This is a genomic window from Nostoc sp. ATCC 53789, from assembly GCF_009873495.1.
GTDB lineage: Bacteria > Cyanobacteriota > Cyanobacteriia > Cyanobacteriales > Nostocaceae > Nostoc > Nostoc muscorum_A.
In genome coordinates this window covers 385,046-408,284 of record NZ_CP046703.1, presented here as the reverse complement: position 1 = coordinate 408,284, position 23,239 = coordinate 385,046, and the positions used below count along the sequence as shown (strand labels likewise).

Genomic DNA, 23,239 nt, shown 5'->3' with positions numbered 1-23,239 from the left:
GTTTTTAGCCCAGATTCCGCAGGTGCGCTCGTAAATGCTGTATTTTTGAAAATGACCTAAATGCTGCATTTTAGAAGCATGACAGCATCATTAAATATCAGGGTACAGGATATTGATCACTGCGGCATAGTCGCAGGCATCTGTGATGAGATGAATTTAGTAGAACAAATTAACCGACTGCTGGGAACTCACTCTCAAGAAATCATCAGTGCAGGTCAAGTTGTAAAAGCAATGATTTTAAACGGATTAGGATTCGTGAGTGCGCCGTTATATTTGTTTGAAAAGTTTTTCGTAGGCAAAGCTACCGAGCATCTTTTAGGAGAAGGAATACGTCCAGAACACTTAAACGATGACCGTTTGGGTCGAGTATTGGACAAATTATATGAGGCGGGACTAACGAAAGTCAAGCCAGAAAAGAAGCTGACCTCAAGCAGTTGGAAAAACGTTTAATTAAAAAGTTATCAGTTGCCCAATCCGAACTTCGGCAGTTGTCAAACCAAGAATTTGCTTGCTCAAAAGATGCTCTGATTGCGGCACAACGGCTCAGTTCTAAGTTGCCCTTACACCAACTGGCTAATATCCAGGTTAAGGAAGTAAAAAAACATACTGGACGTGGTAGACCCAGTAAGGATGCTGCCCCTACCTTTTACTACCAAGTCGATGCCACGCTAGAACCCAAGGAAATAGCCATCGCCATCGAAACCAAACGCGCTGGAAGATTTATTTTAGCGACCAATGTCCTCGATGCCGAAGAACTCAGCGATGAAGATGTTTTACGTGAATATAAGGCACAGCAGTCTACTGAGCGTGGTTTCCGATTTCTCAAAGACCCTTTATTTTTTACTTCCAGTGTCTTTCTCAATTCGACTGAGCGAGTTGCCGCATTAGCAATGATTATGGGTTTGTGCTTGCTTGTTTATAGTCTGGGTCAAAGAGCTTTACGTCAAGCCTTAGAACGGGCAAAAAAAACTATTGATAATCAGTTGGGTAAACCAACTTCTACTCCCACCTTACGTTGGGTGTTCCAATGTTTTATGTCAATTCATTTGGTTACCGTCTCCCAAATCAAGCAAATTGCCAACTTAACCCATGAAAGGCAATGGATTCTTCAGTTTTTTGGCGCTCCTTGTCGAAAATATTATCTTCTTTCTTAACTAACCTGCGGAATGTGGGTTTTAGCTGTTTTTTGTTCTCGTAAACTACACGCGAACAAAATATTCTTTATTCCACCATCTATTTTCTCTTAACCGAGCAGTATTGGATAGGCATCTGAAGAATAATTTGACGATGCGTCTTGAGGTAAATAGTGTTGTGGTTGTGTAGATTGCAGCACCTGAAGTTGATTGTTTGCTTCTGTTAGTTGACGATTTAGGTCTTCAATATCGTCGGTCTGTTGTTCGATTTTCCGCATGAGTTCAGACCTTTTTCTCATACCTTTGATGGCTGAAAATAATGAGATGATGAAGCCAAATAACACGCCAAAACTAAAGGTAAGCAGAAGTATTAGCGCCATTCACAAGTCTAGCGATCGCCACACTAAAAATTGTACTGCTACCGGGGCTGAGTTTTGCAGTGCGAAAGTCACAGCTGCGATTGCGATCGCTAATGCTAATAAAGTCAGTATTCGCATGGTATATCTCCACCAATTAATTTAGTTTAGTATTATTGCTGAGTTTCCGCAGATTCTTTGCCATTTGATGGATTTAATGGACTGTCGAGGGAGGAAAGGCGAAATCCCGGTGCTTTGTAGTCTTTGGATAAGTAATTTTCAGGAATGGTAATTTGATTACCATCCCGAATTGCTGAATAATGGGGAGAGGATTTGAGGCTGTGGAAGACGATTAAAACTGTCAAAATATTGTTAATTGGCGATCGCTTACCATGCAGTATAGACTTATTCCTTCCCATCTGCTCTGTCATAGTTTGTTTGCAAAAAAGGTGACAGTTCTTTAATACAGTTTGTTCAGATAAAGGAATTTCGGATTTAGCTAACCAGTTGCTAAGATTACTTAAAGCATAAATAGATACTGCCCGTGCCACAATCATCGCCACAATTGTGACTGCAATACTTTTTAGGTTATCTCCTAAGACAGCAAAGCGAATTTGATCGCCAATTAAGAGAAAAACAATCGAATTTACAAAAAAAGCTAAAAATTCCCAAAATTCAGTAACAATGATCCGCGTGCGCGGGTTCATGCCAATGCGTGAGCCAAAGTTGCCCAAAATTAAAGCTGTGGTGACTACTCCAATCACTCCAGAACCACCCAAATATTCTGTTATTAGGTAAGTGCTGTAGGCAGAAACCAGGGTAAGAGATTGTTCTACTAATGGTAAGTCGAAACGTTGTGTTAGATAGGAAATACCAAACCCAATTAATCCTCCAACGCTGATACCAATGCCTACTACTTGAAAAAATTCGAATATTGCAGACTGTAAATCAAGTTTGGCAGTACCTAACGGCAGAGCAACTAATAAGCCAAAAGCCACAACGGCCATACCATCATTAAATAAACTTTCTCCTTCCATCAGCGTTCTTAGACGTTTGCTTGCTCCTAGTTCCCGAAATAGAGCCGTTACCGAAACCGGATCGGTTGCTGATAGACTAGCTCCAACTAATAGAGCAATGCTAAGTTCAAGTCCAGCAAATTGATGAAGACCAATTGCTACTCCGGCAATAGAAATTATCACCCCAACTACTGCATACAGACAAATAGGGAACAAATCCCGCTTTAAGTCAGACCATTTCAAATTCCAAGCAGCTTCAAACAGCAGTGGCGGTAAGCAGGGTCAGCGCGTCTCAAACCCTATTGACAAGCGGACTTGCCTGATCTAGTAATCAGGTTGGAAACAAAGTGACACTATCCGAGCTAGGGTAAGATTTAATCCATCTAGGTGCAAGGTTCGAGTAATGTCAACCGGATTTGAGAACAAGAAAAGCAAAACCAAAGCATCTTTTGCACCCAGCATAGATAGCAAAGACATTACCACTAAGTTTCAGGAATATTTCACACAAATAAAAGACCCCAGAGTGAAAAGGACAAGATATCATTTACTCACTGATATCATCACCATAGCAATTTTGGCAGTAATAGCAGGAGCGCAAGGTTGGGAAGATATTCAGGAGTATGGACTCAGTAAAGAGGAATGGTTGAAAACGTTTTTGGAACTACCATTAGGAATACCCAGCCCCGATACTTTTAGGAGAGTATTTGAGAGAATAAACCCAAAAGAGTTTGAGCAATGTTTTCGAGTATGGGTACAATCATTAGTTGAGAAATTAGGAGTAGAAGTAGTAGCCATAGATGGTAAAACTCATAGAGGCTCATATAACCGCGAATCTCAGCTAAAATCCTTACACACGGTTAGTGCATGGTAAGCGTGAACATCGTTTAGTCTTGGGACAAACAAAGGTTAGTGACAAATCCAATGAAATTACCGCGATTCCAGCACTGTTAGAAATACTAGACATCTCTGGATGCATCATCACCATTGATGCAATGGGTACCCAAAAATTGATTGCCCAAAAAATCATCGCCGCAAATGCTGATTATGTTTTGAGCCTCAAAGATAATCATCCCAGACTGCACCAAGAAGTCAAGAATTGGTTTGAAACTAGTATTGCACAAAGATTTCCAGGTGTTAATGTCAGCATTAGTCAACGAGTAGAGAAGGGACATCACCGCATCGAAAATCGTCAAGTTTACACTGTGCCAGTGTCACAACTTCCGGCACTTCATCAACAAGATTTGTGGGCAGGACTGACAACAGTAGTCATGGTAGTGCGTTCAATTCAACATTGGAATAAAACTACCCACGAGGTGCAATTTTACATTACTAGTCTTACCAGTGATGCTCACAAAATTGGTAGCGCTATTCGACAGCATTGGGGAATTGAAAACTCTGTTCATTGGACATTGGATGTTACTTTCCACGAGGATGAATGCCGAATTCGTTCTTTACACAGTCCACAAAACTTTGCTTTACTACGTCGCATTGCTCTTAATGCATTAGAGCGAGAATCGTCTTTTTGTCGCAGTATTCGCCAAAAATCACGACGAGCAGCTATGAATGATCGCTATATGCTTTCTGTGTTGGCTGCGGCTCTCTCAAACTCACTACCTCTGCCATAATCCCCCTGCTGTCAATAGGGTTTGAGACGCGCTAACCCTGTGGCGGTAAGAAAATCATCAGAATCAATTCAGGAGAGAGATTAACCAATCGCACATTCACGAATGCTAATCCTAATCCCACTATGACTAGTAATAGTGTATAAGGAATGCGGCGCAACCAACTAAAAATTTGCGGTAGTGTTGCTACACCCAATGAGACAGATAATACTAGTAGAAATTGCTTGAGTTGTCCTGCAATTACAACTTCACTCGTGGTAGAATCTAATGCCATAAGGGGATTGCAGTTAAATAGAATATTTAGCATGAATTAAAATAGATAAACTATCAAATCCCCAACATTTTACCCCGATAAATCTGTACCTATTACTCTTCCAACCAATAGAGTAGACCAAGAGAGGTAACTCCACCAAAAAAGTGAGCGCCAATCATGTTTACGTTTGCTAACATTACAAAAATATCTAGCGAACGAATTACATTTTCTGGTTGATAAATTGCGACACCTTGAGGTTGTGCTACTGCTTTACCCAATATAACCGTAACCGTCACTTCCGAAGCAATAAAAGCTATTAATAAGCCTACTAAACTGACGATCAATCCAATTTGTAAATTTTGAATTACCTCTTCTTTTTTGGGATGGGTTTCAGAATTTGGTGTTTGTAAAAGTTTAGCCATTTTCCGATAACCTAAAGCCCAATAGACTCGAAAGCACAGCAATAAAATACCAACAATAGCCAAAAATATCCCAAACCCTATACCTGCATTGTTTGTTTGAGTGGTAATGCTACGACTAAAGCAAGACAAGAATACAGCAATGCCAGAAACACCACCAAGTACTAACTGTACCCAAAAACTAATTCGACTTACTAAACGAAAGATTGCAGCAAATTCTTGTTTTTTTGGTGGATGTGAAAATTGTTCTATATCTAACATATATGCCTCCTAAGTAGATGATTTAAGGGAATGTAGAAAATTTAAGTTCATTTGTGAGTTTTAAAATTATTTTTTAATCGAACCACAGAGGCGCAGAGAAGCCAGTGTGTTGGGCGGGTTCCCCGACTTGTAGCAACTGGCGCAACACAGAGAGAAGAATCAAGAGAAATTTTTAGAAATAACTTAGGACTGATATATACCTTTTTCATAGTTTTTATACTAAAGTTAACATTGCTGATTAATCCCAATTTTTAATAGCACTGTTACAGTCTAAAGATTTAATAACAGCATAATACCGTTCTTGTACATCTTTGCGGTCTTGTTCTTGTGATAGCCCCTCATTACTGTCCTGCAAAATCATGTCAGCATGATATCGTAAGGCTTTACAGTATTGACTATTGTTTGTGTAATTGGCAATGGTAGCTATAGTTTCTAATAACCGAATAGTTACTCCTGCATCTGACTTTCCATATTGCCGAATTTGATTAAAGGCACGGTCAAGCAATCTTTGAAAATCTGCTCCTTCGGCAATTATGCGTAATTTTTTATTGCGATCGCAACGGTAGGGCGAAGGGAAATCCCTCTGCACTAAGTGACATAAGCCGGCGCTAATTCTATCAATACAGCGAATTGCAGTAAATGGATCGTTGATTCCGGGGGAAATGGCACGCAGAGCAATTTCTACTAATTGATCGATGGGAAACTCTACATCTTGTTGTTCTGTACGTTCTATGCCCAGAATAAAAGCATCATTAATTTCATTAACTAGTTTTGTATTTAACACTTCTCCAGGAAAAACTATAACTAAATCACTACCTTTGACTATAAATTTTCCCGGTCGAGTCTGAAGCCGTATTAGTAGATTGTATTTACAAGCAATATTTATGAGTTCTTGGTCATCAATTGCTTGTAAATAACCCGTGGCGATCGCTCGAATGGGACAAGCTTCTTCTTCAAAGTTAACTGGGATGGACGGTGTTACCTGCTGCTGTGCTTTACTATATCCAATTTTTTCGGGAAACAGGCGATCAATAGTTTTGTGTAAATCACTACTAACATTTCCAATTACGTGCGATGCCTGAATGATGGTTGAAGCATGATGGATAAAATAAATCAAAACACCAATACTAACAATGGCGAGTAAAGTACCAACTGTGACTGCAAGTTGTGGTACAAACTGTTCATATCCATCTCCTTGTCCATGAATTGTCCGAAGTACTAGTAAGCAGTAGATAAAAGTGCCAATGAATGTGCCAAGTACAACCTGATTCCCAGTGTCTTGCATAAAATTACGCAAAAGCCGCGGACCAAAATTGGAAGCAGCCAGCTGAAGCGCCACGATTGTAATTGAAAAAGCTGTCGCAGCAACGCTAATCATTGAACCTGTAACCGATCCGAGAAGCGATCGCGCTCCATCTGCGCCACCAGTGTACATCCACCAATAATCAATTCCCACTTTGCCTGTGCGGTCAAGAGTAAGCATTGTGAAAGCTAAAGCAGTAGCTACTACCGCCATTACTGCTGGGATAAACCAGTAGCTTGAGTGCAACTGATCCCAAAGTTTGCTTAATTTAACGTTTCTCATTGTTCGTTGATTTGAGCATCTACCTTACCGTTGTCATCTCGTGAGGAGCGCTCTTGAGCAAGTAACCTGAGTGAATCACCAATGTTGCGGGGTTTTGGTACTTTGCCTTTACCAGATGGCCAACCTTCTCGCTGACGGGAGCGATCGCCATCTATCTCTTCTGTCTGGTCATGGAATAAAATTTGCTGTGTGGGAAAGGGTAAATCAATGCCGTTTTCAACTAACGTTTTCTTAATTGTAGAAAGCACCTTGTCCCTTGAGGCGAGGTCATCTGCACGTCGTGGCGGGTTAATCCACCAACGAACGCGGATATTAACGGTACTTTCGGCAAGTTCCATGAGCAGCACATCAGGTGCAGGGTCTTTCAGTATTTCCGGCACACTATGCAATGCTTCAAGCATTAACTCCTTGGCTCGGTCTATATCATCGCCGTAACCAATACCGACATCATACTGTAGTCGGCGACTGTCAAAGGCAGTGTTTACAGTTACCGAATTAGTGAACAATTCTGAGTTAGGAATCACAATACGGCGACCATCGTAAGTTCTAATTGTTGTCGCTCGTGTCTCAATATTTTCTACAGTCCCTTCAAAATCTTTAAAAACTATTTGGTCATTGATTTGGAACGGCTCTGTCAAGAGAATCAGAATCCCAGCCAAGAAGTTTTGTAGGATGTCACGAAAGGCAAAGCCGATAGCTACGCCGCTAATGCCCAGTAGTTGTATCAAATCTCCGGCTCGGAATGTCGGTATTACAATCGACAAAGCAACAAATAGCCCGATTAACAGTATTGTACCTTGCGCCAAGCGTCCCAGTACTAGTCCTAGATTCCGAGCTTGGTGGCGATCGCGAGTCAATCGTTTAACTACTCTCTTAATCGCTCTAGCCACCGCGAAGAAGATTGCAAAGACAATCAATGCCAGCACGATATTCGGCAGTAAGACAATGAATCCGTTAATCATTCCCTGAACTCTGTCCCAGAGTGCGGATATATCTGCATTCATGATCTTACTTGCTTAATTAGTCAACCTTAATTAACATATAAAAATATCCTGATACTTAACTCCACCTTTAGTTAGTTTTTCCTATCTATAAATAGGATGAAAAATTTATTTTATGGCAAGATAATAGGATTTTAGATATTAGACATCTGGTAAAAATGAATGTACAGAGGTAGCACTTCTACGTCTGTAGAAGAGTTTAGAATAACGGATATTTAAACTCGGTCGATATCTATTTTATTTGTGAGGAGAATCTGATTTTTCTCTTCTGACTTCTTTCACCTGACTAACTTCAAAAATCAGGTAAAAACGTTGCCCAGTTTCTTTTTCAATAAACGCTTCTAACAGACTTACTTGCTTTGATGTTACAGCTTCTTGTGCGCTAACACTCAAGCGAACTTGGGGCGGATTACTCAGCCAATTAGTATCAGTTTTCAGTAGTTCCAAACGTTGAAAAGTTACAGTTCGGTTCAGCAGTGCCTTTCTCAAATGGGTTTCGAGTTCTGCTTGTCTAACTAATCGGGTAAAGCTCACAGTTAAAGGTATCAGTAAAACACCTGTTAACGCCAATGCCCATAGCAGCGCTTTTTGGGCGCGATCGACAGGAGAATAGCCGGTGAATAAAAATGTCAGCATACAAGCAAGGCTAATACCCAAAAGGTTCGTTAGGTAGAGCAAAGTCGCTCCTAAGCTGAGTGACAAGTTAAATTTTGCTAGACCTAAACCGATGACGCAAATTGGGGGCATAAGGGCAACAGCTATTGCTGTCCCTGCCACACTAGCAGAGATTTTTGAATTAACCTTAGCGTAGCCACTGATATAACCTGCTGCGACTGCAATACCCAAATCAAGTAGGTTAGGTTTGGAGCGAGATAGCACTTCACTGCCGAAACTAGGTAGATTAACGATCCAACCGATACTGCAAGAAATTAAAAGTGCTAGTAATGTGCCTAAAAATACTGCTATTACGCCTTTACGAAATAGGTTAATATTTCCAATTAATGCACCAAAGGCTAAACCTCGAATTGGCAACATTAGAGGTGCAATAATCATTGCGCCGATAATTACAGCATTGCTATTGGCAAGTAGACCAAATGTAGCGATCTCCTTCGGAGGAGCTTCGCTAACGCACATGAGCCAATAATCAAAATCAAATATGTTGCGTCGAGACTAGACTCTTCCAACAATTCATGTACTAACTGTTTTAGTTGTGATGGTTCAACTCTTTTGCGCTTAAAACCCCGAAAGCGATCGCGAATATTATTTATCAAAACTCCTCCAAATCAAATGATTTTAGATTCTGGATTTTAAACAAAAGCTTTAAGTAAGTCGGTGTAATTAAAGCTAACTGGCGGTGACTGTCATTAGTCATTAGTCCTTTGTCATTGGTCATTGGTAAGGGTTTTAAGCATATTTATATTTCGTAATATAATTTGGTTATTCCCACCAACTTACTTAGCATAGAATATTGTTATCAAGATAAATAATGCACTAAATAGCAACATTTATTTCCAGAAATCACGATGAAAGAGGAAGTCGAACTGTAAATGTACTACCTAGGCCAGGTTGACTTTGAACGTGAATATTGCCTTTATGCGCTCTGGCGATCGCGATTGCGATGGCTAATCCCAATCCTGAACCGCCAGAGGTGCGAGAGCGGTTGCGATCTACTCGGTAGAAGCGATCAAAAATTCGCTGTTGATGTTCAACAGCAATACCAATTCCTGTATCTTCAACTTTAATCATGGCGTAAAGCTCACTCTTTTCTAAAAAAACCGTGACTTTTCCACCGCTAGATGTAGCTTGAATTGCATTGGCAATTAAGTTGGAAATTAAGCGATAAAGCTGTTCTTCATATCCCATCACATACAGTTTTTCTGAGACTTGCACCTGTTTAGAGAGATTTACCTTAGTTTCTACTGCCAAAAATGCTAATTCCTCAGTTAAATCGCTAATTAAATCATTCAAACAGCAAGATTGATATTCTCCTGTTAGTTCTTTTTGGTCTATCCTAGTTAATAGCAATAAATCTCCAACTAATTGTGATAAGCGCCGATTTTGGCGTTTGAGTACATCTAAAATTCCCCCATTAGATTTTGGTTCTTGCTGTAACTTAATAGCAGCTTCAATAGTAGAGTACATTGCTGCTAAAGGTGTGCGAAACTCATGGGCAGCATCAGCAGTAAATTGTTGCATTTGTTGGTAGGAAAGATATACAGGTTGCATTGCCCTTCCTGCCAACCACCAACTAGACAACCCAACGAAAATCATGGAAATTGGCAATCCCAACACCAAAGCTAATCTTAAATAAGCAATATGTTGGTCTAAATCAGTGATACTACGCGCCACTTGTAGATAACCCGAAACCTGGTTTTGAGTATACAAAGGTAAAGTGATTTCGCGGTATCGAGTGCCAGAGTCATCTGTTAATATTTGCCAATGCTCTAATGCTGAGGTAATCGGAAAATTGTCAAGTTCCATGCCTCCACTAGCAAAAAGTTTTCCTGAGCGATCCAATAAGCGGATATAGTAATTAACTGGATTCGCCACCTCTGTGATTGATTTTTTAATAGATGTTCTTTTAGGCAAACAATTTGTCTGACCCACACATAATTCTAAAGAAAATTCTTTATTCAGGCGTTGTAATTGTCCGGGTTGTTGCCAAGCCGGTTCAATACTTTTATGGAGTGCGTTTGCGACTGATTGCAATCCCTGGTCTATGGTTTCATAGTAGGCATGGGCAACCACACTATAAACCCCCAAACTAGATAGCCCTAAAATACCGCCCATGACGAGGGTATACCAAGCTGCCAGGCGCAACCTAGTCTGGTGGAAAATCGGGTTGCGTTCCATATTTCTATAACCTTGGTGAAAGTGTCACTGTCCAGTTAGCAGAAATCATCTGCCTATTTCCGCAGCCGGAATATTGAGACGATAGCCCACACCATAAACAGTTTCAATTAAAGATTCGTTCTCTTCTTCTCCTAATTTGCGTCTCAATAAGCGAATTTGTGCTGCTACGACATTGCTAACTGGTTCTGCACCAATTTCCCAAAGCTGATTAATAATTTGGTCGCGGCTGACAATTTGGTTAGGATGTCTCATGAAATATTCCAACAATTGAAATTCCTTGACAGTTAAAAAGAATACTTGATTTTCTCCGTGACCAGACTGACGAGTAAGTTGATGAGTGCTGTAATTGAGTGTCAGACAACCTACTTGTAAACGGCGGGGTTGGACTTGAGGTGTTAGCGTTGCTCCTACGTAAGAGGATCGCCGTTGTAATGCCCGCAATCTTGCCAGCAGTTCTGCCATATCAAAGGGTTTAACTAAATAATCATCTGCACCGCTATCTAAACCAATAATCTTTTCTTCCATCCGGTCTTTAGCCGTTAGCATTAATACAGGTAGAATTAATTGGCGTGATCGCAACCATTTACACAACTCTATCCCCGAAACTCCAGGCAGCATCCAATCAAAAATCGCAAGTGTGTACTCAGTCCAGCCAGTTTCTAAATATTGACATGCCTGAGTACCATCTAGAAACCAGTCAACTATATACGCCTCATGGCTCAGGACTTGTTTGATTGCTGAACCTAAATCTGCTTCATCCTCAACTAATATTAGCCGCATAGTCAACCCAATGCTAAAAGCCTTCTTTAATTACGCTTTCACAAAAAAGTGAAATAATTATGAAATTTTTATTCTACTTAAGAAATAAATATTGATGCCTCCATAGTTTTTGATTCATACAAAAATAAAGTTTTTCTGCTTTTTGACTTATCAATAATTATTATCTCAATAGTAGGAAGCAAACTTTATATAGCAATCATAAAGGAGTTTTGAAAAATATTTTTTTAATCGAACCACAGAGATGTAGAGAACACAGAGAGGTAATAAGTAGGGCTTTTCACGAATAATTTAGGACTGGTATAGCTATTTTATAAACGATGTGACAACTATCAATAACATAGTTGTAACAAAAACATTTTCTTAGTAAGAATATGACTCCATTGTGACTGTGGGTTGCCTTTATTGACATGATTATCGAACAGAATTCAGAAGTCAGAATGGGCTAAACCGCCCCGCTACCGCTAACAGAATGAATTTTGTACGAAAAAGTGGATAGCGCAGCGTAAAGCCTTCTCTTTCAGAGACGCTAACGCGAACGGCATAGCTTCTCTACGAGAGGCTGCGCCAACGCTTAGAGCGAGTCAGACGCTCAAGGATTCGCTTTGCGCGTCGCTATCGAGCGTCTTGATTCTGACCGGAGACGCTCCGCCTCCGGCTCCGCTCCTGAATTGTGACTTCTGAATTCTTCTTCAATTTGGATTAATTCGTAATTCGTAATTAATTTTTTGTTTATATAGCTTGCATTTTTTCACCTTGGGGTTTTGATAGTGCTTGTAGTTCTTCCCAACTATAGTGACTAGGTAATTCAATTGGTTTGTGATTTGCTCCTAATCCCAATCCAACTGTTGGTTCGAGTTCTTCAGTAAATTCCTCTACATATTCTGCCAACTTATTGGCTGCAAGCCCACCAGTAATTGCCCCTGCAAGCCCACCAATTGCAGCACCCATCTTACCACCAATTGAGCGACCCAGTGCGGCTCCTGCAAAGCCACCTCCCACAACACCTAGACCTGTCGCTAAGGGATCAGAATCTATCTGTTCTGACTCGTCCTGTTGAGATTGAATCTGTGGTTGCTCAATTGGTGTAATTTGTCGTTCATCTTTGGTCATAATCTTTCTCCTTTTTACTATTTACTCTTGACCGATAACCTAGTTCATTTCAATAGTTAAGCTATGCCTTAGTGTACCCTTCCCTACGGGATGCCAAGGGTGAACGGGATTTTGCTACACGGAGCGTGCTGCAAGCAGATCGCCAACACGCAACGCATTCGCCATAATCGTAAGTGTTGGGTTAGCACCGGAATTTGACGGAAAGAAACTACTATCTACCACATAAAGATTATCGACATCATGGGTACGGCAATTGATGTCAAGGACTGAGGTTTTGGGATCTGTGCCAAATCGACAACTACCACATTGATGGGCTACTGCTTGTTCTGGTAGATGAGTGCGGGGATAAAGGCTAAATGGCAGAACGTGTTTAGCAGAGTGCGGGATTGACTTGAGTACAGATGTCCATCGGTGAATTAAGCGATCGCTTGCTTCGGTATTATTCAATGTATAGTCAACATGAATCTTATCGCCCACCACCCGAATTCGATTATTTGGATCTGGTAAATCTTCTGTTTGCAACCACCAGCCAACCGATCGCTCGGCCAGCAAATGGCGCTCAAAATGAGGAATCAGCTTGACAAATGGAGCCATCAGTGGCGGTGCTTCTCCGGGAATCATATCGGCAAGTACATTACCTGTATTCTGCACCATGCCCATCGGATAAGGAAAATCTGGCTCTCCCCAGTAAAAATCGTTGACAGCGATCGTTTTTTGAAAGTTGGCGTGATTCACTTCTAGATGTATGGAAACTATGGCCGTTTCCAGTTGCTTCATGAAATTCCGCCCCACTTGATCGGAACTATTTGCTAATCCGTTGGGATGTTTGTCATTAGCAGAGCGCAACAGCAAAGCAGCTGAGTTGACAGAACCACAGGCAACAACCACAATATCGCTTGTGAACCAATGTTGCTCTCTTCCAATTTCAGTTTCTACCTTTGTCACTTCTCGCCCCGACTCACTGGTATGCAGCCGCAAGACTTTGGCATTAGTTAAAAGAGTAACATTGGCATACTTTTCACGAGCCGGACGAATGGCGTTGACATCAGCATCGGCTTTTGCTTGTACTAGACAGGGGTATCCGTCAAAAGTATCACAGCGAATGCAGGGACTCTTGGTGCGATCGCTTTCATTCAGCTTTAATCCTAATGGTAGGTGAAATGGATAATAACCCAGTTCCCGAATGCCATCAGCAAGAGACTGCATATCTGGCTCATGACTCACTGGCGGATAGGGATATGGTTCGCTGCGAGGTGGTTCTGTGGGGTCTTCTCCTTCCTGTCCATGCACGTCATATAGCTTTTCTGCTTGCGTGTAGTATGGCTCAAAGTCTTGATACTTCAAAGGCCATTCTGGAGAAATTCCTCCTTTATGAATTACCTTTTCAAAATCTCGCTCCCGGAATCGAATTAGGGCTGCACCGTAGAGTTTGGTATTGCCACCAACCCAGTAGCCTGTCTGCGGCTTAAAGGCTTTGCCTTCCTTGTTATACCATTGCTCATCTGTATGGTAGCGGTGTTTTTGATAGACTTCCTCTGGATTCCAGTTAGCTTTCTCTCTCGGTAAAAAGTCACCTCTTTCCAGCACGAGAAATTTTTTACCTGTGGGTGCGAGGCGGTGAGCCAGTGTACCTCCACCGGCCCCTGTACCGATAATAATAATGTCGTAATGTTCTGTGATGCTAGTCATAATTGATAATTAGTAATTTCATATTAATTACGGTTTAATTTCTTTGATGCCGTCAAGTAATTTGGCAATATTTTAAGTTAATTTATAAGTTTTATCAAAATTTAAATAGCTCTAAAGACAGATTCTTATGCTTAGACTAAAGCTTTAATTACAATATTGCTTCTCTCTAATGGATTAATATTTATTTATGCCTAAAGGCAGGTTAGTATTTCATTTTAATTTCATTTTTTATTTCTATTGTGTGAATTAGGCATGTAAGCTGTTACGTATACAACTTGCATTATCAGGGCGGGCAGGATGCCACCCCACAATCATCTTGAAAAAATATTAGTGCAAATTAAAGGCACAACAGCTTAATCTCTTTACAAAAATAGTAAATAAATTTTGCTTGGCATTTTTGATTAAGCTATTAATTCGATTGTGTTAAAAAATGTTTAATTTTGAACACAAATAATTTTGTTTTGAATAAGAATAGTCTTGTGGTGCAATCTATATATAGTTAAATGTTATTGTAAATCAATAAAGCAAGAATTAGCTTTATAATAATTAACTCCAATGTTGTATTTAGTAACTGATGAAAATAGCTAGAAATTTTACACTCAGTTTGTTACACGATATTAAATATACATTTACAGCATTTTAGTATTAATTTAGACCTGGTATTTATCGTCAGTAGCCAAGTTAAATAACAGAAGATTTCTATGCCTGAAGCCATTGAGATTTATGACGATCGCCTCCTTGCTATTGTACGCCCCGGTGCTTTACTCCAGGAGCTAGCCAACGGTGCAGTCCATAGCGAGGGGCCTGTTTACTTCCATGAAGATGATAGCGTTGTGTGGAGCGATGCTCACGGCAACCGCCTATTGCGGTGGAGTGCCACTGACAATGTGACTGTCCTACGAGATCCATCTGATTACCAAAGCGGTAATTACCGTGACTTAGAGGGTCGTCTGGTTGCCTGTTCCTCTGGTCTGCGTGCTATTATCCGATGCGAAGACAATGGTGAATGGAAGGTTTTAGTCGATCGCTACCAAGGCAAACGCCTCAACAGTCCAAATGATTTGGTAGTAAAAAGCGACGGTACAATTTGGTTCACCGATCCGCCTTATGGGATCACCGAACCAAACCAAGGTTACGGCGGCGAACAGGAACAACCCGGAAGTTACGTCTATCGCTTTGACCCGACAACAGGTGAGATTTATCCTGTAGTAACAGATATGGTGCGCCCTAATGGGTTGGCTTTCAGTCCAGACGAAAGCATGCTGTATGTTTCAGATACAGCTGCATTTAATATTCCTGGAGGGCCTCATCACATTCGTGTCTATGAAGTTGTGGGCAATCGCTATGTAAAGAATGGGCGTGTATTTGCAGTCATTGAACCAGGACAACCGGATGGACTGCGGGTTGACGAACATAGCAATGTTTTTACTAGTTCTCAAGACAGTGTGCAGATATACGCCCCCGATGGAACTCGCTTAGGAAAAATTATTGTACCGGAGACATCAGCTAACCTGACTTTCGGTGGTAAAGAAGGCGATCGTTTATTTATCACAGCCGGTCATTCGTTATATGTTATCGACCTTAATACCCGTGGTGTAAAACTATGATTTATCAATTTGGGTTGGGTGTAGCGTTAAGCGGAGCTATTCCGAAGGAACTCGCTTTTTTCCTAGCTGAATTTAATTTCCCACAGCTAAGTCCACACTTGTTAAGTTCACTTTCTCCTGTGTATCCTGACGGATTTCCAGGATTGGCACTTTTACTTCTCAGAGTTAGCCTTGGCTGGTTGTTTATATTACACGGTTATCCCAAGATAACCCATCTTCGACGGTGGGCTGAGTCTCTAAAAACGCCTGTCTTTCTTTGCTTTTTATCAGCTGCATCGATGTTAGGTGGCGGAATTTTTCTGATTATTGGATTCGTCACACTCTTAGCAACTTTGCCCATTCTCTGCTCAATGATTTTTGCGATATATTTGCACATCTCTGGAAGTAAGCCTTTTGTAGCTCAAGATCCATACTTAATTCCTCAAGAACAGTATCAAGGTGCTTTAGGACAAGGTGAACCCCCAAGTTGGGAAAAGGCTTTTATGTATTGCGTCATGCTGATTGCGATCGCAGTTTTAGGCCCTGGTGCTTATTCGCTTGATGCTTTGATTTTTGGAAGTTGAGTTATTTTCTCGTTAACACTGCATTGTACCAGACAGGCGATTTTGTAAGAGATAATTGAAAGTACTCAACCTCACGGAAGGAAATAGTAAGCACTATGAAATTAATATTGTGCGTGCTTATGCGATGTGTGCTTACGACTATCTCACTACCCTTGAACAAAAGCTTAATTGATGCAGTTTTAACGTATATTTATTGCAATATTTTAGTCCTTGTATTTTCATTTAGATAATTTTGTGACAAGCAAAATTGGGTGTCCGTCAGGATCTTTAACTAGACAACCTTGCCGATAAGGAAAAGAGCGATCGCTAAACTGCACAATCCGCGACGATACAAACTCAACCCCGTTACGCCGTAGCTTATCCACTAACTGCTCAAGATTATTTACAACTAGCTCAATTTGGATATGTGCAATATCGCAGCTTTTCCAGTCACTCGGCATTGGGCGGCCTTTTCCAGGCACAATATAGTCTAACAGTTCAATTCCCACACCATCTTCAACAGGTCGCAATGCTGTAATTTTGACTTCGGCTCCTGGTAAATTATCCAAGCGAGATTGGGTTGCACGCCAGTTAAGACTGCGGCTATCAATTTGCATTCCCAGAAGGTCGCGGTAAAAGTGTAGACTCTGCTCGGTATTGGAAATAGCGATCGCACTATGATCGATTCCCAAAAACAAGCTATGGCTATTTTGATGCCATTGATCTTGTCCTTTATCAGGCGGAAACCAAATTAACTCTAAATCATGACCATCAGGGTCTTTAAACTTAAAAGCGCGGACACCACCAGACGCTTGATTACCAGGTGGTATTGTCTGCGGTGCAACGGAAATTGGTTCAATGGAAAATGAACGCAAGTGAGCATAAGCACGATCCATATCACTCACTACAATTGCCAGATGTTGAAACCACAGGTCATTACTTTGTGAATAGCTGGGGATGGGTTTACCCTGAATATTAAGATACTCCATCAACTCGATAAGTTCATCACCTAATCGTAAAGTGATAATGCGAATTTTTGCCCCAGTCACACCTTCTAAGTCGCTATAATCCTGTCCTTCAACAGTAATGTCAGAAACTAGTTCAAAAGCAAGTGCTTGTGTATAGAATTCCAAAGAGCGATCGCAGTTTGTCACCGTTAAGCCAATAGCTCTAATTCTTTGTACTTGTACATCGGTTTGATTAGACATATTCAACAGACTTTGTACTTATTCTGTACTAGCTTCGCAAAAATTAAATATGAGTCTTGTATAAATCAATCAATATAAAAAATATTATAAAATTTATCTCTAGCTTAAGAAAGACATGCAACTGACTTTATCCTTTAAAGATTTCATCCAATAATGAAATCGTGATGAAATTTTTATAGTTCTTTCGATAGAGATATTTATTATACCAATGGCTAGAAGCGTTCATTCTTGCAAACCTCTAAAGTAATGCCAGAATCACCAAAATAGCTGTCAAAAATTAAACACATAAGCAAAATGTGTAATTGGTATAAAAATTTCAACGTAGGACAGCTTGCTTCAATTTGGATTCAATCATAAATTTTCAATATCAGCTATCCTCAAACTTTGCAAATGAAAATACATAGCAAAAATTCTGAAAAAGTATTATGAGTTATTCCCCTTATCTGCTTAAAGGTCAAAAAGCACTTGTGACAGGTGGTAGTTCTGGAATTGGTGAAGCGATCGCTCGCTATTTGGCTGCATCAGGTGCAGCAGTAGCTATTAACTATCATTCGGAAGCTGAATCAGCCCAAAAAATTGTTGATGATATCAAAGCTAATAATGGAGAAGCGTTCGCTATTCAAGCTGATGTCAGCAAAGAAGACCAAGTAAAGACAATGTTCAGCCAGACGCTTAAACAATTTGGCACTATTGATATTTTAGTAAGTAATGCAGGCATTCAAAAAGACTCAGCATTTATAGATATGACCCTCGATCAATGGAATGCAGTGATTGGGATAAATCTAACGGGACAATTCTTGTGTGCTAGGGAAGCCGCAAAGGAATTCTTGCGTCGAGGTGTGAAGCCTGATATTTCTTGTGCGGCAGGTAAAATTATTTGCATGAGTTCCGTCCATCAGGTAATTCCTTGGGCAGGTCATGTTAATTATGCTACTAGCAAGGGTGGTATAAATATGATGATGCAAAGTATTGCCCAAGAACTTGCTCCTCACAAAATTCGTGTTAATAGTATTGCTCCTGGTGCAATAAAAACTCCAATTAATAAATCAGCTTGGGATACTCCACAAGCAGAGGCAAATTTACTAAAACTAATTCCAGCGAAACGTGTGGGAGATGTAGAAGACATCGCCAAAGCAGCAGTTTGGTTGGCTTCTGATGACTCTGATTATGTCAATGGTACAACACTGTTTGTAGATGGTGGAATGACTTTGTATCCAGGTTTTACAGAGAATGGTTAAGATAATTCGTAATACTCGCCATTCGCGTAGCGTCTCGTAGAGAAGGCGAGAAGCAAGCTACGTAATTCGTATTTAAGTTTTGTAACTGGGATTTAAAAAGAGCCACAAAACTTTCCGCTTGTTGGAAGCGGGGGAATTAAAACCACAGAATTGGTTAATTGAGAATGCCTACAAAAGTTACTGTTAATTCTGGTTTAATAACCATCAACGATGGTTCCTCTTTTTTGGTAACGGCTAGTGATGGTTCTATCGACGAAAATTTACCTCAAGGTTTTTTTGTTTGGGACACACGGGTAATTTCTTACTACGAAATTTCTCTTAATCGCTATCGACTTTCGCTGTTAGCCTCTAGCAATATCACGCATCATAATGCGCTTTACCAATTCACTAACCCACAACTTCCTATTATCAACGGCTCCTTACCCCCTGGTAGTTTACTTGTAACCGTTGGGCGCGACATTGTGGAAGGTATGCATGAAGATATTGATATAACTAACTATCATAATGAAGTTGTTAAGTTTCAATTAATGCTAGCTGTGCGTTCTGATTTTGCGGATATTTTTGATGTCAAATCACAGCAACTCTTGACGCGAGGTGAAACACAAACCAGATGGGAAAATGGTGTACTCACTACTGAATATCGTAACGGCTCTTTCTTGCGAGGTATTGTGATTGAGCCAGTTTGTGGTAATTCTGAGCCACGCTATGCCAATGGTCGTTTAATGTTTGATGTGGTCATTGCTCCTGGGAAAACATGGCACACTTGTGTCAATTTTACAGCTTTAGCAGATGGAAATGTTTTCAAACCTCAAAACACCTGTGCTGTGCCTCACAGTACGAAAGCGGGAAAGGTTAGGGATGAATTTCTGATGAATGCGACAAAGTTGCGATCGTCTAATGCTGAAATTGCCGAATACTATCAGCAAGCGATCGCAGATATGGGAGCGTTGCGGATTGATGTGGATGATAACGGACATCAATTTTGGATGCCTGCTGCTGGTATTCCCTGGTTTGTTGCCGTTTTTGGACGTGACTCAATAATTGCTAGCTTGCAAGCGATCGCAGTTTATCATGAATTTGCTCGTGGCACGTTACTCAAACTGGCTCAACTCCAAGCAACTGAGTTGGATGATTGGCACGATGCCCAACCAGGCAAAATGCTCCACGAAATGCGGCGCGATGAGTTAACCACACTAAACCTACTTCCATATCATCCCTACTACGGAACAGTAGATACTACCATCCTGTGGATTGTTACTTTAGCTGAAGCCTATAACTGGAATGCTGATGTCAGTATGCTTGATGAGTGTCGAGCGCCACTTGAAAAGGCACTAAATTGGATTGACAAATACGGCGACTTTGACGGGGATGGCTTTGTTGAGTATTTAACTCGTTCGCCAAAAGGATTACGCAATCAAGGTTGGAAAGATTCGGGTGACGCAATAGTTTACCCCGATGGGCAGTTAGTTGAGCCGCCAATCGCTTTATGTGAAGTTCAAGGCTACGTTTATGATGCGTGGCTAAGGGCAGCTTTAATTTATGAAGTCTGGGGCGAAAAAGAGCAAGCGAAAAAGCTACGTCAAAAAGCCGAAGAACTTTATCAACGATTTAACGATCGCTTTTGGATGGATTCAGAAGGTTTTTATTGTTTAGGATTAGACGATAAAAAGCAACAAATTCAATCAATTGCCTCAAATCCTGGTCATCTGCTCTGGTCTGGTATTGTCCCACAGGAACGAGCAAAAAAACTTGTTAACCGACTTTTTCAACCAGATATGTGGTGTGGTTGGGGTGTACGAACTCTTTCATCTAAAAATCAGGGATATAACCCAATTAGTTATCAACGGGGTAGTGTTTGGCCTCACGATAACTCCATAATTGCCGCCGGATTAAAAAAGTATGGCTATCACCAAGAAGCTAACCGCATTGCTGAGGGTATTTTTGCTGCTGCTAGTTATTTTCAAGCTGGACGAATGCCAGAATTGTTTGCGGGAATTGAACGCCAAGATCATAACTTTCCCGTACCTTATCCAGATGCCAATATTCCCCAAGCTTGGGCTGCTGGTTCAATTTTCTTACTCATTCGTACTATTTTAGGACTCAAAGCTGATGCTTCAAAACAACAGTTAAAAGTACAGCCGAATCTACCAGATTGCTTACCCGATTTAGAACTCATCAATTTGTCTGTGGGAGACGCTACGGTGGGATTGCGATTTTGGGGCAACGGCGAACAAACCCAATGGGAAGTTACGCATCTCGATGGTGAATTAGAAGTTTCTACTACTTAGAAATTGGGATAAAACTATTCTGATAATTGATAAAAATGAACACTATAAACCCTTTTAGCGACCCCATCAATGGAATTTTCCTAGCACTCAGCATGACATTTTCTATGTTCTGGGAAATTCTTTGGGCGCTCATTCTTGGTTTTACACTATCAGGGATTGTTCAAGCGGTAATTTCCAAAGGGGAAATGAGCCGACTACTACCAGATGCGTCACCAAAATCGATTGCAGTAGCCTGTGGTTTAGGTGCAGCTTCATCGTCATGTTCTTATGCTTCTGTCGCCCTTGCCCGTTCCATCTTTCGCAAAGGTGGTAATTTTACAGCAGCGATCGCATTTCAATTTGCCTCAACTAATTTAGTCATTGAACTAGGCATTATCTTGGCAGTATTAATGGGATGGCAATTCACTTTAGCTGAGTATGTCGGTGGGCTATTGATGATTGTAATATTAGTATTTCTGTTTAAAGTATTCCTAAAACCCCAGATGGTGAAAGCAGCTAAACAGCAAGCCAACCGGGGACTTTCCGGTAAAATGGAAGGACACGCCAACATGGACATGTCAGTAACAGAAGGTTCCATTTGGCAAAGGATTTTTTCTGATAAAGGGTTTACATCTATTAGCCACTACTTTGTTATGGACTGGGTTTCGGTGTGGTTAGATATTGCGCTGGGATTAGTAATTGCAGGGGCTTTGGCTGCTTGGGTGTCCAACGACTTTTGGCAAGCATTCTTTCTCACAGATCACCCTATATGGTCTAAATTATGGGGGCCAATTGTCGGGCCAATTGTAGCGATATTTTCCTTTGTTTGTTCTGTGGGGAATGTTCCTTTAGCTGCTGTGTTGTGGAATGGAGGTATTAGTTTTGGAGGCGTAGTTGCATTTATTTTTGCCGACCTGATTATACTGCCAATTTTAAATATTTACCGCAAATATTACGGTTTGAAAATTAGTATATTTCTAGCGATCGCTTTTTATGCAGCGATGGTAAGTGCGGCATTAATAATTGAAATTCTGTTCCAAATTTTGGGATTAATACCACAAGAACATAACGCCAAAGTAGTTGAGGCATCTATCCAATTTAACTACACTACAGTGTTGAATATTTTGTTTTTAGCTCTAGCAGCTTTATTGGTTGCGCGGTTCTTCAAAACTGGCGGGCCGAATATGCTGAAAATGATGAATAGCGGCAGTGAGCAAGAACATAGTGAACACCATAACATGATGCATTATTCTGCGATTAAGAGGAGAAAGAAGTCTGTGAGAAACTTACCTATTTAGAAGCTAATATTTACAATCATGGCAATTGATTCATCTAAAAAAACAATCTTTGCGGCGATGGGGGCTAATTTGGCGATCGCTATTACTAAATTTATCGCTGCTTCTATTACTGGCAGTTCTGCCATGATATCTGAGGGTATTCATTCAATCGTAGATACTAGCGACCAACTATTACTTTTGCTGGGAATTATCAGAAGCCAAAAAACAGCAGATAATAGTCATCCCTTTGGTTATGGACAAGAACTTTATTTCTGGACTTTTATTGTTGCCATCCTCATCTTTGCCATTGGTGGCGGGATGTCGATTTATGAAGGAATTACTCATTTAATTAATCCCAGTCCGCTAGAAGACCCAATGTGGAATTATATTGTGTTAGGTGTGGCAATATTATTAGAGGGTTATTCTTGGACTGTAGCTTTAAAAGAGTTTTTGCCAACCAAGGGTAAACAAAGTTTTTGGCAAGCTATCAAAAACAGTAAAGACCCCACAGTAATTACAATATTATTTGAGGATACTGCGGCAATTTTAGGTTTATTCGTGGCCTTAATCGGAATCTTCTTAGGACATTTATTTAATAATGTTTATTTGGATGGCATTGCTTCGATTATTATTGGCATTATCTTAGCTATAGTAGCAGTGGTACTAGCGAGAGAAAGTAAAGGTTTATTAGTTGGAGAAAGTGCCGACCCTCAAACTATAGCTAATATCCGTTCTCTGTCAAAAGCAGAACCAGGAGTGAAAGAAGTTATCCGGGTGCTAACAATGCAACTTGCTCCACAAGAGGTATTACTAAACTTAGAACTTCAATTTTCTCACAATCTTACAGGTGAAGAAATAGCTTTAACTGTAGAAAGTTTAGAAGCAAAAATTAGCCAAAAACATCCGGAAATAAAACAAATTTTTATTGAAGCTAAATCATTAACTGCATCTCGCAAATATTCTCAAACTTCTCAATAATTTTTGAATCAAAGGAAAATCAACTACAGCACTGAACTGGACAA

16 protein-coding genes and 5 pseudogenes are annotated in these 23,239 nt (G+C 40.5%); 9 read left to right on the top strand and 12 right to left on the bottom strand.

Annotated features, from left to right (window positions below; genetic code table 11):
• Window positions 1-78 precede the first annotated feature (78 nt).
• Window positions 79-1,154: pseudogene (locus GJB62_RS01615) on the top strand (IS1634 family transposase).
• 89 nt (window positions 1,155-1,243) lie between these two features.
• On the opposite strand, the gene GJB62_RS37290 reads toward GJB62_RS01615, so the two are convergent.
• Window positions 1,244-1,411 carry a hypothetical protein gene (locus GJB62_RS37290; RefSeq protein ID WP_220186670.1) on the bottom strand — a complete coding sequence of 56 codons (168 nt, stop codon included), beginning with the start codon at window positions 1,409-1,411 and terminating at the stop codon, window positions 1,244-1,246.
• Here GJB62_RS37290 and GJB62_RS36530 point away from each other — a divergent pair.
• On the top strand, window positions 1,410-1,655 hold the full coding sequence (locus GJB62_RS36530; protein ID WP_167755960.1) for a hypothetical protein: 246 nt from the start codon (window positions 1,410-1,412) through the stop codon (window positions 1,653-1,655). The two genes, GJB62_RS37290 and GJB62_RS36530, sit on opposite strands and share 2 nt — an antisense overlap.
• Window positions 1,656-1,950: 295 nt before the next feature.
• On the opposite strand, the pseudogene GJB62_RS01605 reads toward GJB62_RS36530, so the two are convergent.
• Window positions 1,951-2,781, bottom strand: a pseudogene (locus GJB62_RS01605) (sodium:proton antiporter); the annotation flags it as partial.
• A 127-nt stretch (window positions 2,782-2,908) separates the two neighbouring features.
• Here GJB62_RS01605 and GJB62_RS01600 point away from each other — a divergent pair.
• A pseudogene (locus tag GJB62_RS01600) lies at window positions 2,909-4,130 on the top strand (ISAs1 family transposase).
• A gap of 40 nt (window positions 4,131-4,170) precedes the next feature.
• Here the strand turns inward: GJB62_RS01600 and GJB62_RS01595 are convergent.
• From GJB62_RS01595 to GJB62_RS01555, 9 genes and pseudogenes are all read right to left on the bottom strand, one after another.
• Window positions 4,171-4,401, bottom strand: a pseudogene (locus tag GJB62_RS01595) (sodium:proton antiporter); the annotation flags it as partial.
• 92 nt (window positions 4,402-4,493) lie between these two features.
• Window positions 4,494-5,060 carry a DUF3611 family protein gene (locus GJB62_RS01590; RefSeq protein WP_114084974.1) on the bottom strand — a complete coding sequence of 189 codons (567 nt, stop codon included), beginning with the start codon at window positions 5,058-5,060 and terminating at the stop codon, window positions 4,494-4,496.
• A 238-nt stretch (window positions 5,061-5,298) separates the two neighbouring features.
• The gene (locus tag GJB62_RS01585; protein WP_114084975.1) at window positions 5,299-6,645 is read right to left on the bottom strand and encodes a DUF2254 family protein; all 1,347 of its coding nucleotides are present in this window, start codon (window positions 6,643-6,645) and stop codon (window positions 5,299-5,301) included.
• Window positions 6,642-7,649 (bottom strand): mechanosensitive ion channel family protein, encoded by a 1,008-nt coding sequence (locus tag GJB62_RS01580; protein ID WP_114084976.1) that lies wholly within the window; start codon window positions 7,647-7,649, stop codon window positions 6,642-6,644. Before GJB62_RS01580 ends, GJB62_RS01585 begins: the two co-directional genes overlap by 4 nt.
• A gap of 234 nt (window positions 7,650-7,883) precedes the next feature.
• Window positions 7,884-8,917, bottom strand: a pseudogene (locus GJB62_RS01575) (DUF389 domain-containing protein).
• A 247-nt stretch (window positions 8,918-9,164) separates the two neighbouring features.
• A complete protein-coding gene (gene rppB / locus GJB62_RS01570; protein ID WP_114084977.1) occupies window positions 9,165-10,499 on the bottom strand; it encodes a two-component system sensor histidine kinase RppB in 1,335 nt (444 codons plus the stop codon).
• A gap of 45 nt (window positions 10,500-10,544) precedes the next feature.
• A complete protein-coding gene (gene rppA / locus GJB62_RS01565) occupies window positions 10,545-11,279 on the bottom strand; it encodes a two-component system response regulator RppA (RefSeq protein ID WP_114084978.1) in 735 nt (244 codons plus the stop codon).
• Window positions 11,280-12,008: 729 nt separating this feature from the next.
• Window positions 12,009-12,389 carry a hypothetical protein gene (locus tag GJB62_RS01560; protein WP_245246066.1) on the bottom strand — a complete coding sequence of 127 codons (381 nt, stop codon included), beginning with the start codon at window positions 12,387-12,389 and terminating at the stop codon, window positions 12,009-12,011.
• Window positions 12,390-12,503: 114 nt separating this feature from the next.
• Entirely contained in the window at window positions 12,504-14,078 is a 1,575-nt protein-coding gene (locus GJB62_RS01555; RefSeq protein ID WP_114084979.1) for a GMC family oxidoreductase, read from the bottom strand.
• 701 nt (window positions 14,079-14,779) lie between these two features.
• On the opposite strand from GJB62_RS01555, the gene GJB62_RS01550 reads away from it, so the two are divergent.
• Entirely contained in the window at window positions 14,780-15,685 is a 906-nt protein-coding gene (locus GJB62_RS01550) for an SMP-30/gluconolactonase/LRE family protein (RefSeq protein WP_114084980.1), read from the top strand.
• Window positions 15,682-16,248 carry a DoxX family protein gene (locus tag GJB62_RS01545; protein ID WP_114084981.1) on the top strand — a complete coding sequence of 189 codons (567 nt, stop codon included), beginning with the start codon at window positions 15,682-15,684 and terminating at the stop codon, window positions 16,246-16,248. The genes GJB62_RS01550 and GJB62_RS01545 overlap by 4 nt, the downstream gene beginning before the upstream one ends.
• Before the next feature lie 218 nt (window positions 16,249-16,466).
• On the opposite strand, the gene GJB62_RS01540 is transcribed toward GJB62_RS01545, so the two are convergent.
• On the bottom strand, window positions 16,467-17,435 hold the full coding sequence (locus GJB62_RS01540; protein ID WP_114084982.1) for a VOC family protein: 969 nt from the start codon (window positions 17,433-17,435) through the stop codon (window positions 16,467-16,469).
• Window positions 17,436-17,860: 425 nt separating this feature from the next.
• Here GJB62_RS01540 and GJB62_RS01535 point away from each other — a divergent pair, with 425 nt between their 5' ends.
• The 4 genes from GJB62_RS01535 (at window position 17,861) to GJB62_RS01520 (ending at window position 23,195) form a co-directional block, all read left to right on the top strand.
• The gene (locus GJB62_RS01535) at window positions 17,861-18,673 is read left to right on the top strand and encodes an SDR family oxidoreductase (RefSeq protein ID WP_114084983.1); all 813 of its coding nucleotides are present in this window, start codon (window positions 17,861-17,863) and stop codon (window positions 18,671-18,673) included.
• 164 nt (window positions 18,674-18,837) lie between these two features.
• Entirely contained in the window at window positions 18,838-20,961 is a 2,124-nt protein-coding gene (locus tag GJB62_RS01530; protein ID WP_114084984.1) for a glycogen debranching N-terminal domain-containing protein, read from the top strand.
• Between the two features lie 35 nt (window positions 20,962-20,996).
• Window positions 20,997-22,238: a permease gene (locus GJB62_RS01525; protein ID WP_114084985.1), complete on the top strand. Its 1,242-nt coding sequence runs from the start codon at window positions 20,997-20,999 to the stop codon at window positions 22,236-22,238.
• Between the two features lie 18 nt (window positions 22,239-22,256).
• Window positions 22,257-23,195 (top strand): cation diffusion facilitator family transporter, encoded by a 939-nt coding sequence (locus GJB62_RS01520; RefSeq protein WP_114084986.1) that lies wholly within the window; start codon window positions 22,257-22,259, stop codon window positions 23,193-23,195.
• Window positions 23,196-23,239: the final 44 nt, after the last annotated feature.

Bases quoted from the DNA above. Each gene is read 5' to 3' on its own strand.
- GJB62_RS36530 (WP_167755960.1), top strand. From the start codon at position 1,410: ATGAGTTCAGACCTTTTTCTCATACCTTTGATGGCTGAAAATAATGAG.
- GJB62_RS37290 (WP_220186670.1), bottom strand. From the start codon at position 1,411: ATGCGGAAAATCGAACAACAGACCGACGATATTGAAGACCTAAATCGT.
- GJB62_RS01590 (WP_114084974.1), bottom strand. From the start codon at position 5,060: ATGTTAGATATAGAACAATTTTCACATCCACCAAAAAAACAAGAATTT.
- GJB62_RS01585 (WP_114084975.1), bottom strand. From the start codon at position 6,645: ATGAGAAACGTTAAATTAAGCAAACTTTGGGATCAGTTGCACTCAAGC.
- GJB62_RS01580 (WP_114084976.1), bottom strand. From the start codon at position 7,649: ATGAATGCAGATATATCCGCACTCTGGGACAGAGTTCAGGGAATGATT.
- rppB (WP_114084977.1), bottom strand. From the start codon at position 10,499: ATGGAACGCAACCCGATTTTCCACCAGACTAGGTTGCGCCTGGCAGCT.
- rppA (WP_114084978.1), bottom strand. From the start codon at position 11,279: ATGCGGCTAATATTAGTTGAGGATGAAGCAGATTTAGGTTCAGCAATC.
- GJB62_RS01560 (WP_245246066.1), bottom strand. From the start codon at position 12,389: ATGACCAAAGATGAACGACAAATTACACCAATTGAGCAACCACAGATT.
- GJB62_RS01555 (WP_114084979.1), bottom strand. From the start codon at position 14,078: ATGACTAGCATCACAGAACATTACGACATTATTATTATCGGTACAGGG.
- GJB62_RS01550 (WP_114084980.1), top strand. From the start codon at position 14,780: ATGCCTGAAGCCATTGAGATTTATGACGATCGCCTCCTTGCTATTGTA.
- GJB62_RS01545 (WP_114084981.1), top strand. From the start codon at position 15,682: ATGATTTATCAATTTGGGTTGGGTGTAGCGTTAAGCGGAGCTATTCCG.
- GJB62_RS01540 (WP_114084982.1), bottom strand. From the start codon at position 17,435: ATGTCTAATCAAACCGATGTACAAGTACAAAGAATTAGAGCTATTGGC.
- GJB62_RS01535 (WP_114084983.1), top strand. From the start codon at position 17,861: ATGAGTTATTCCCCTTATCTGCTTAAAGGTCAAAAAGCACTTGTGACA.
- GJB62_RS01530 (WP_114084984.1), top strand. From the start codon at position 18,838: ATGCCTACAAAAGTTACTGTTAATTCTGGTTTAATAACCATCAACGAT.
- GJB62_RS01525 (WP_114084985.1), top strand. From the start codon at position 20,997: ATGAACACTATAAACCCTTTTAGCGACCCCATCAATGGAATTTTCCTA.
- GJB62_RS01520 (WP_114084986.1), top strand. From the start codon at position 22,257: ATGGCAATTGATTCATCTAAAAAAACAATCTTTGCGGCGATGGGGGCT.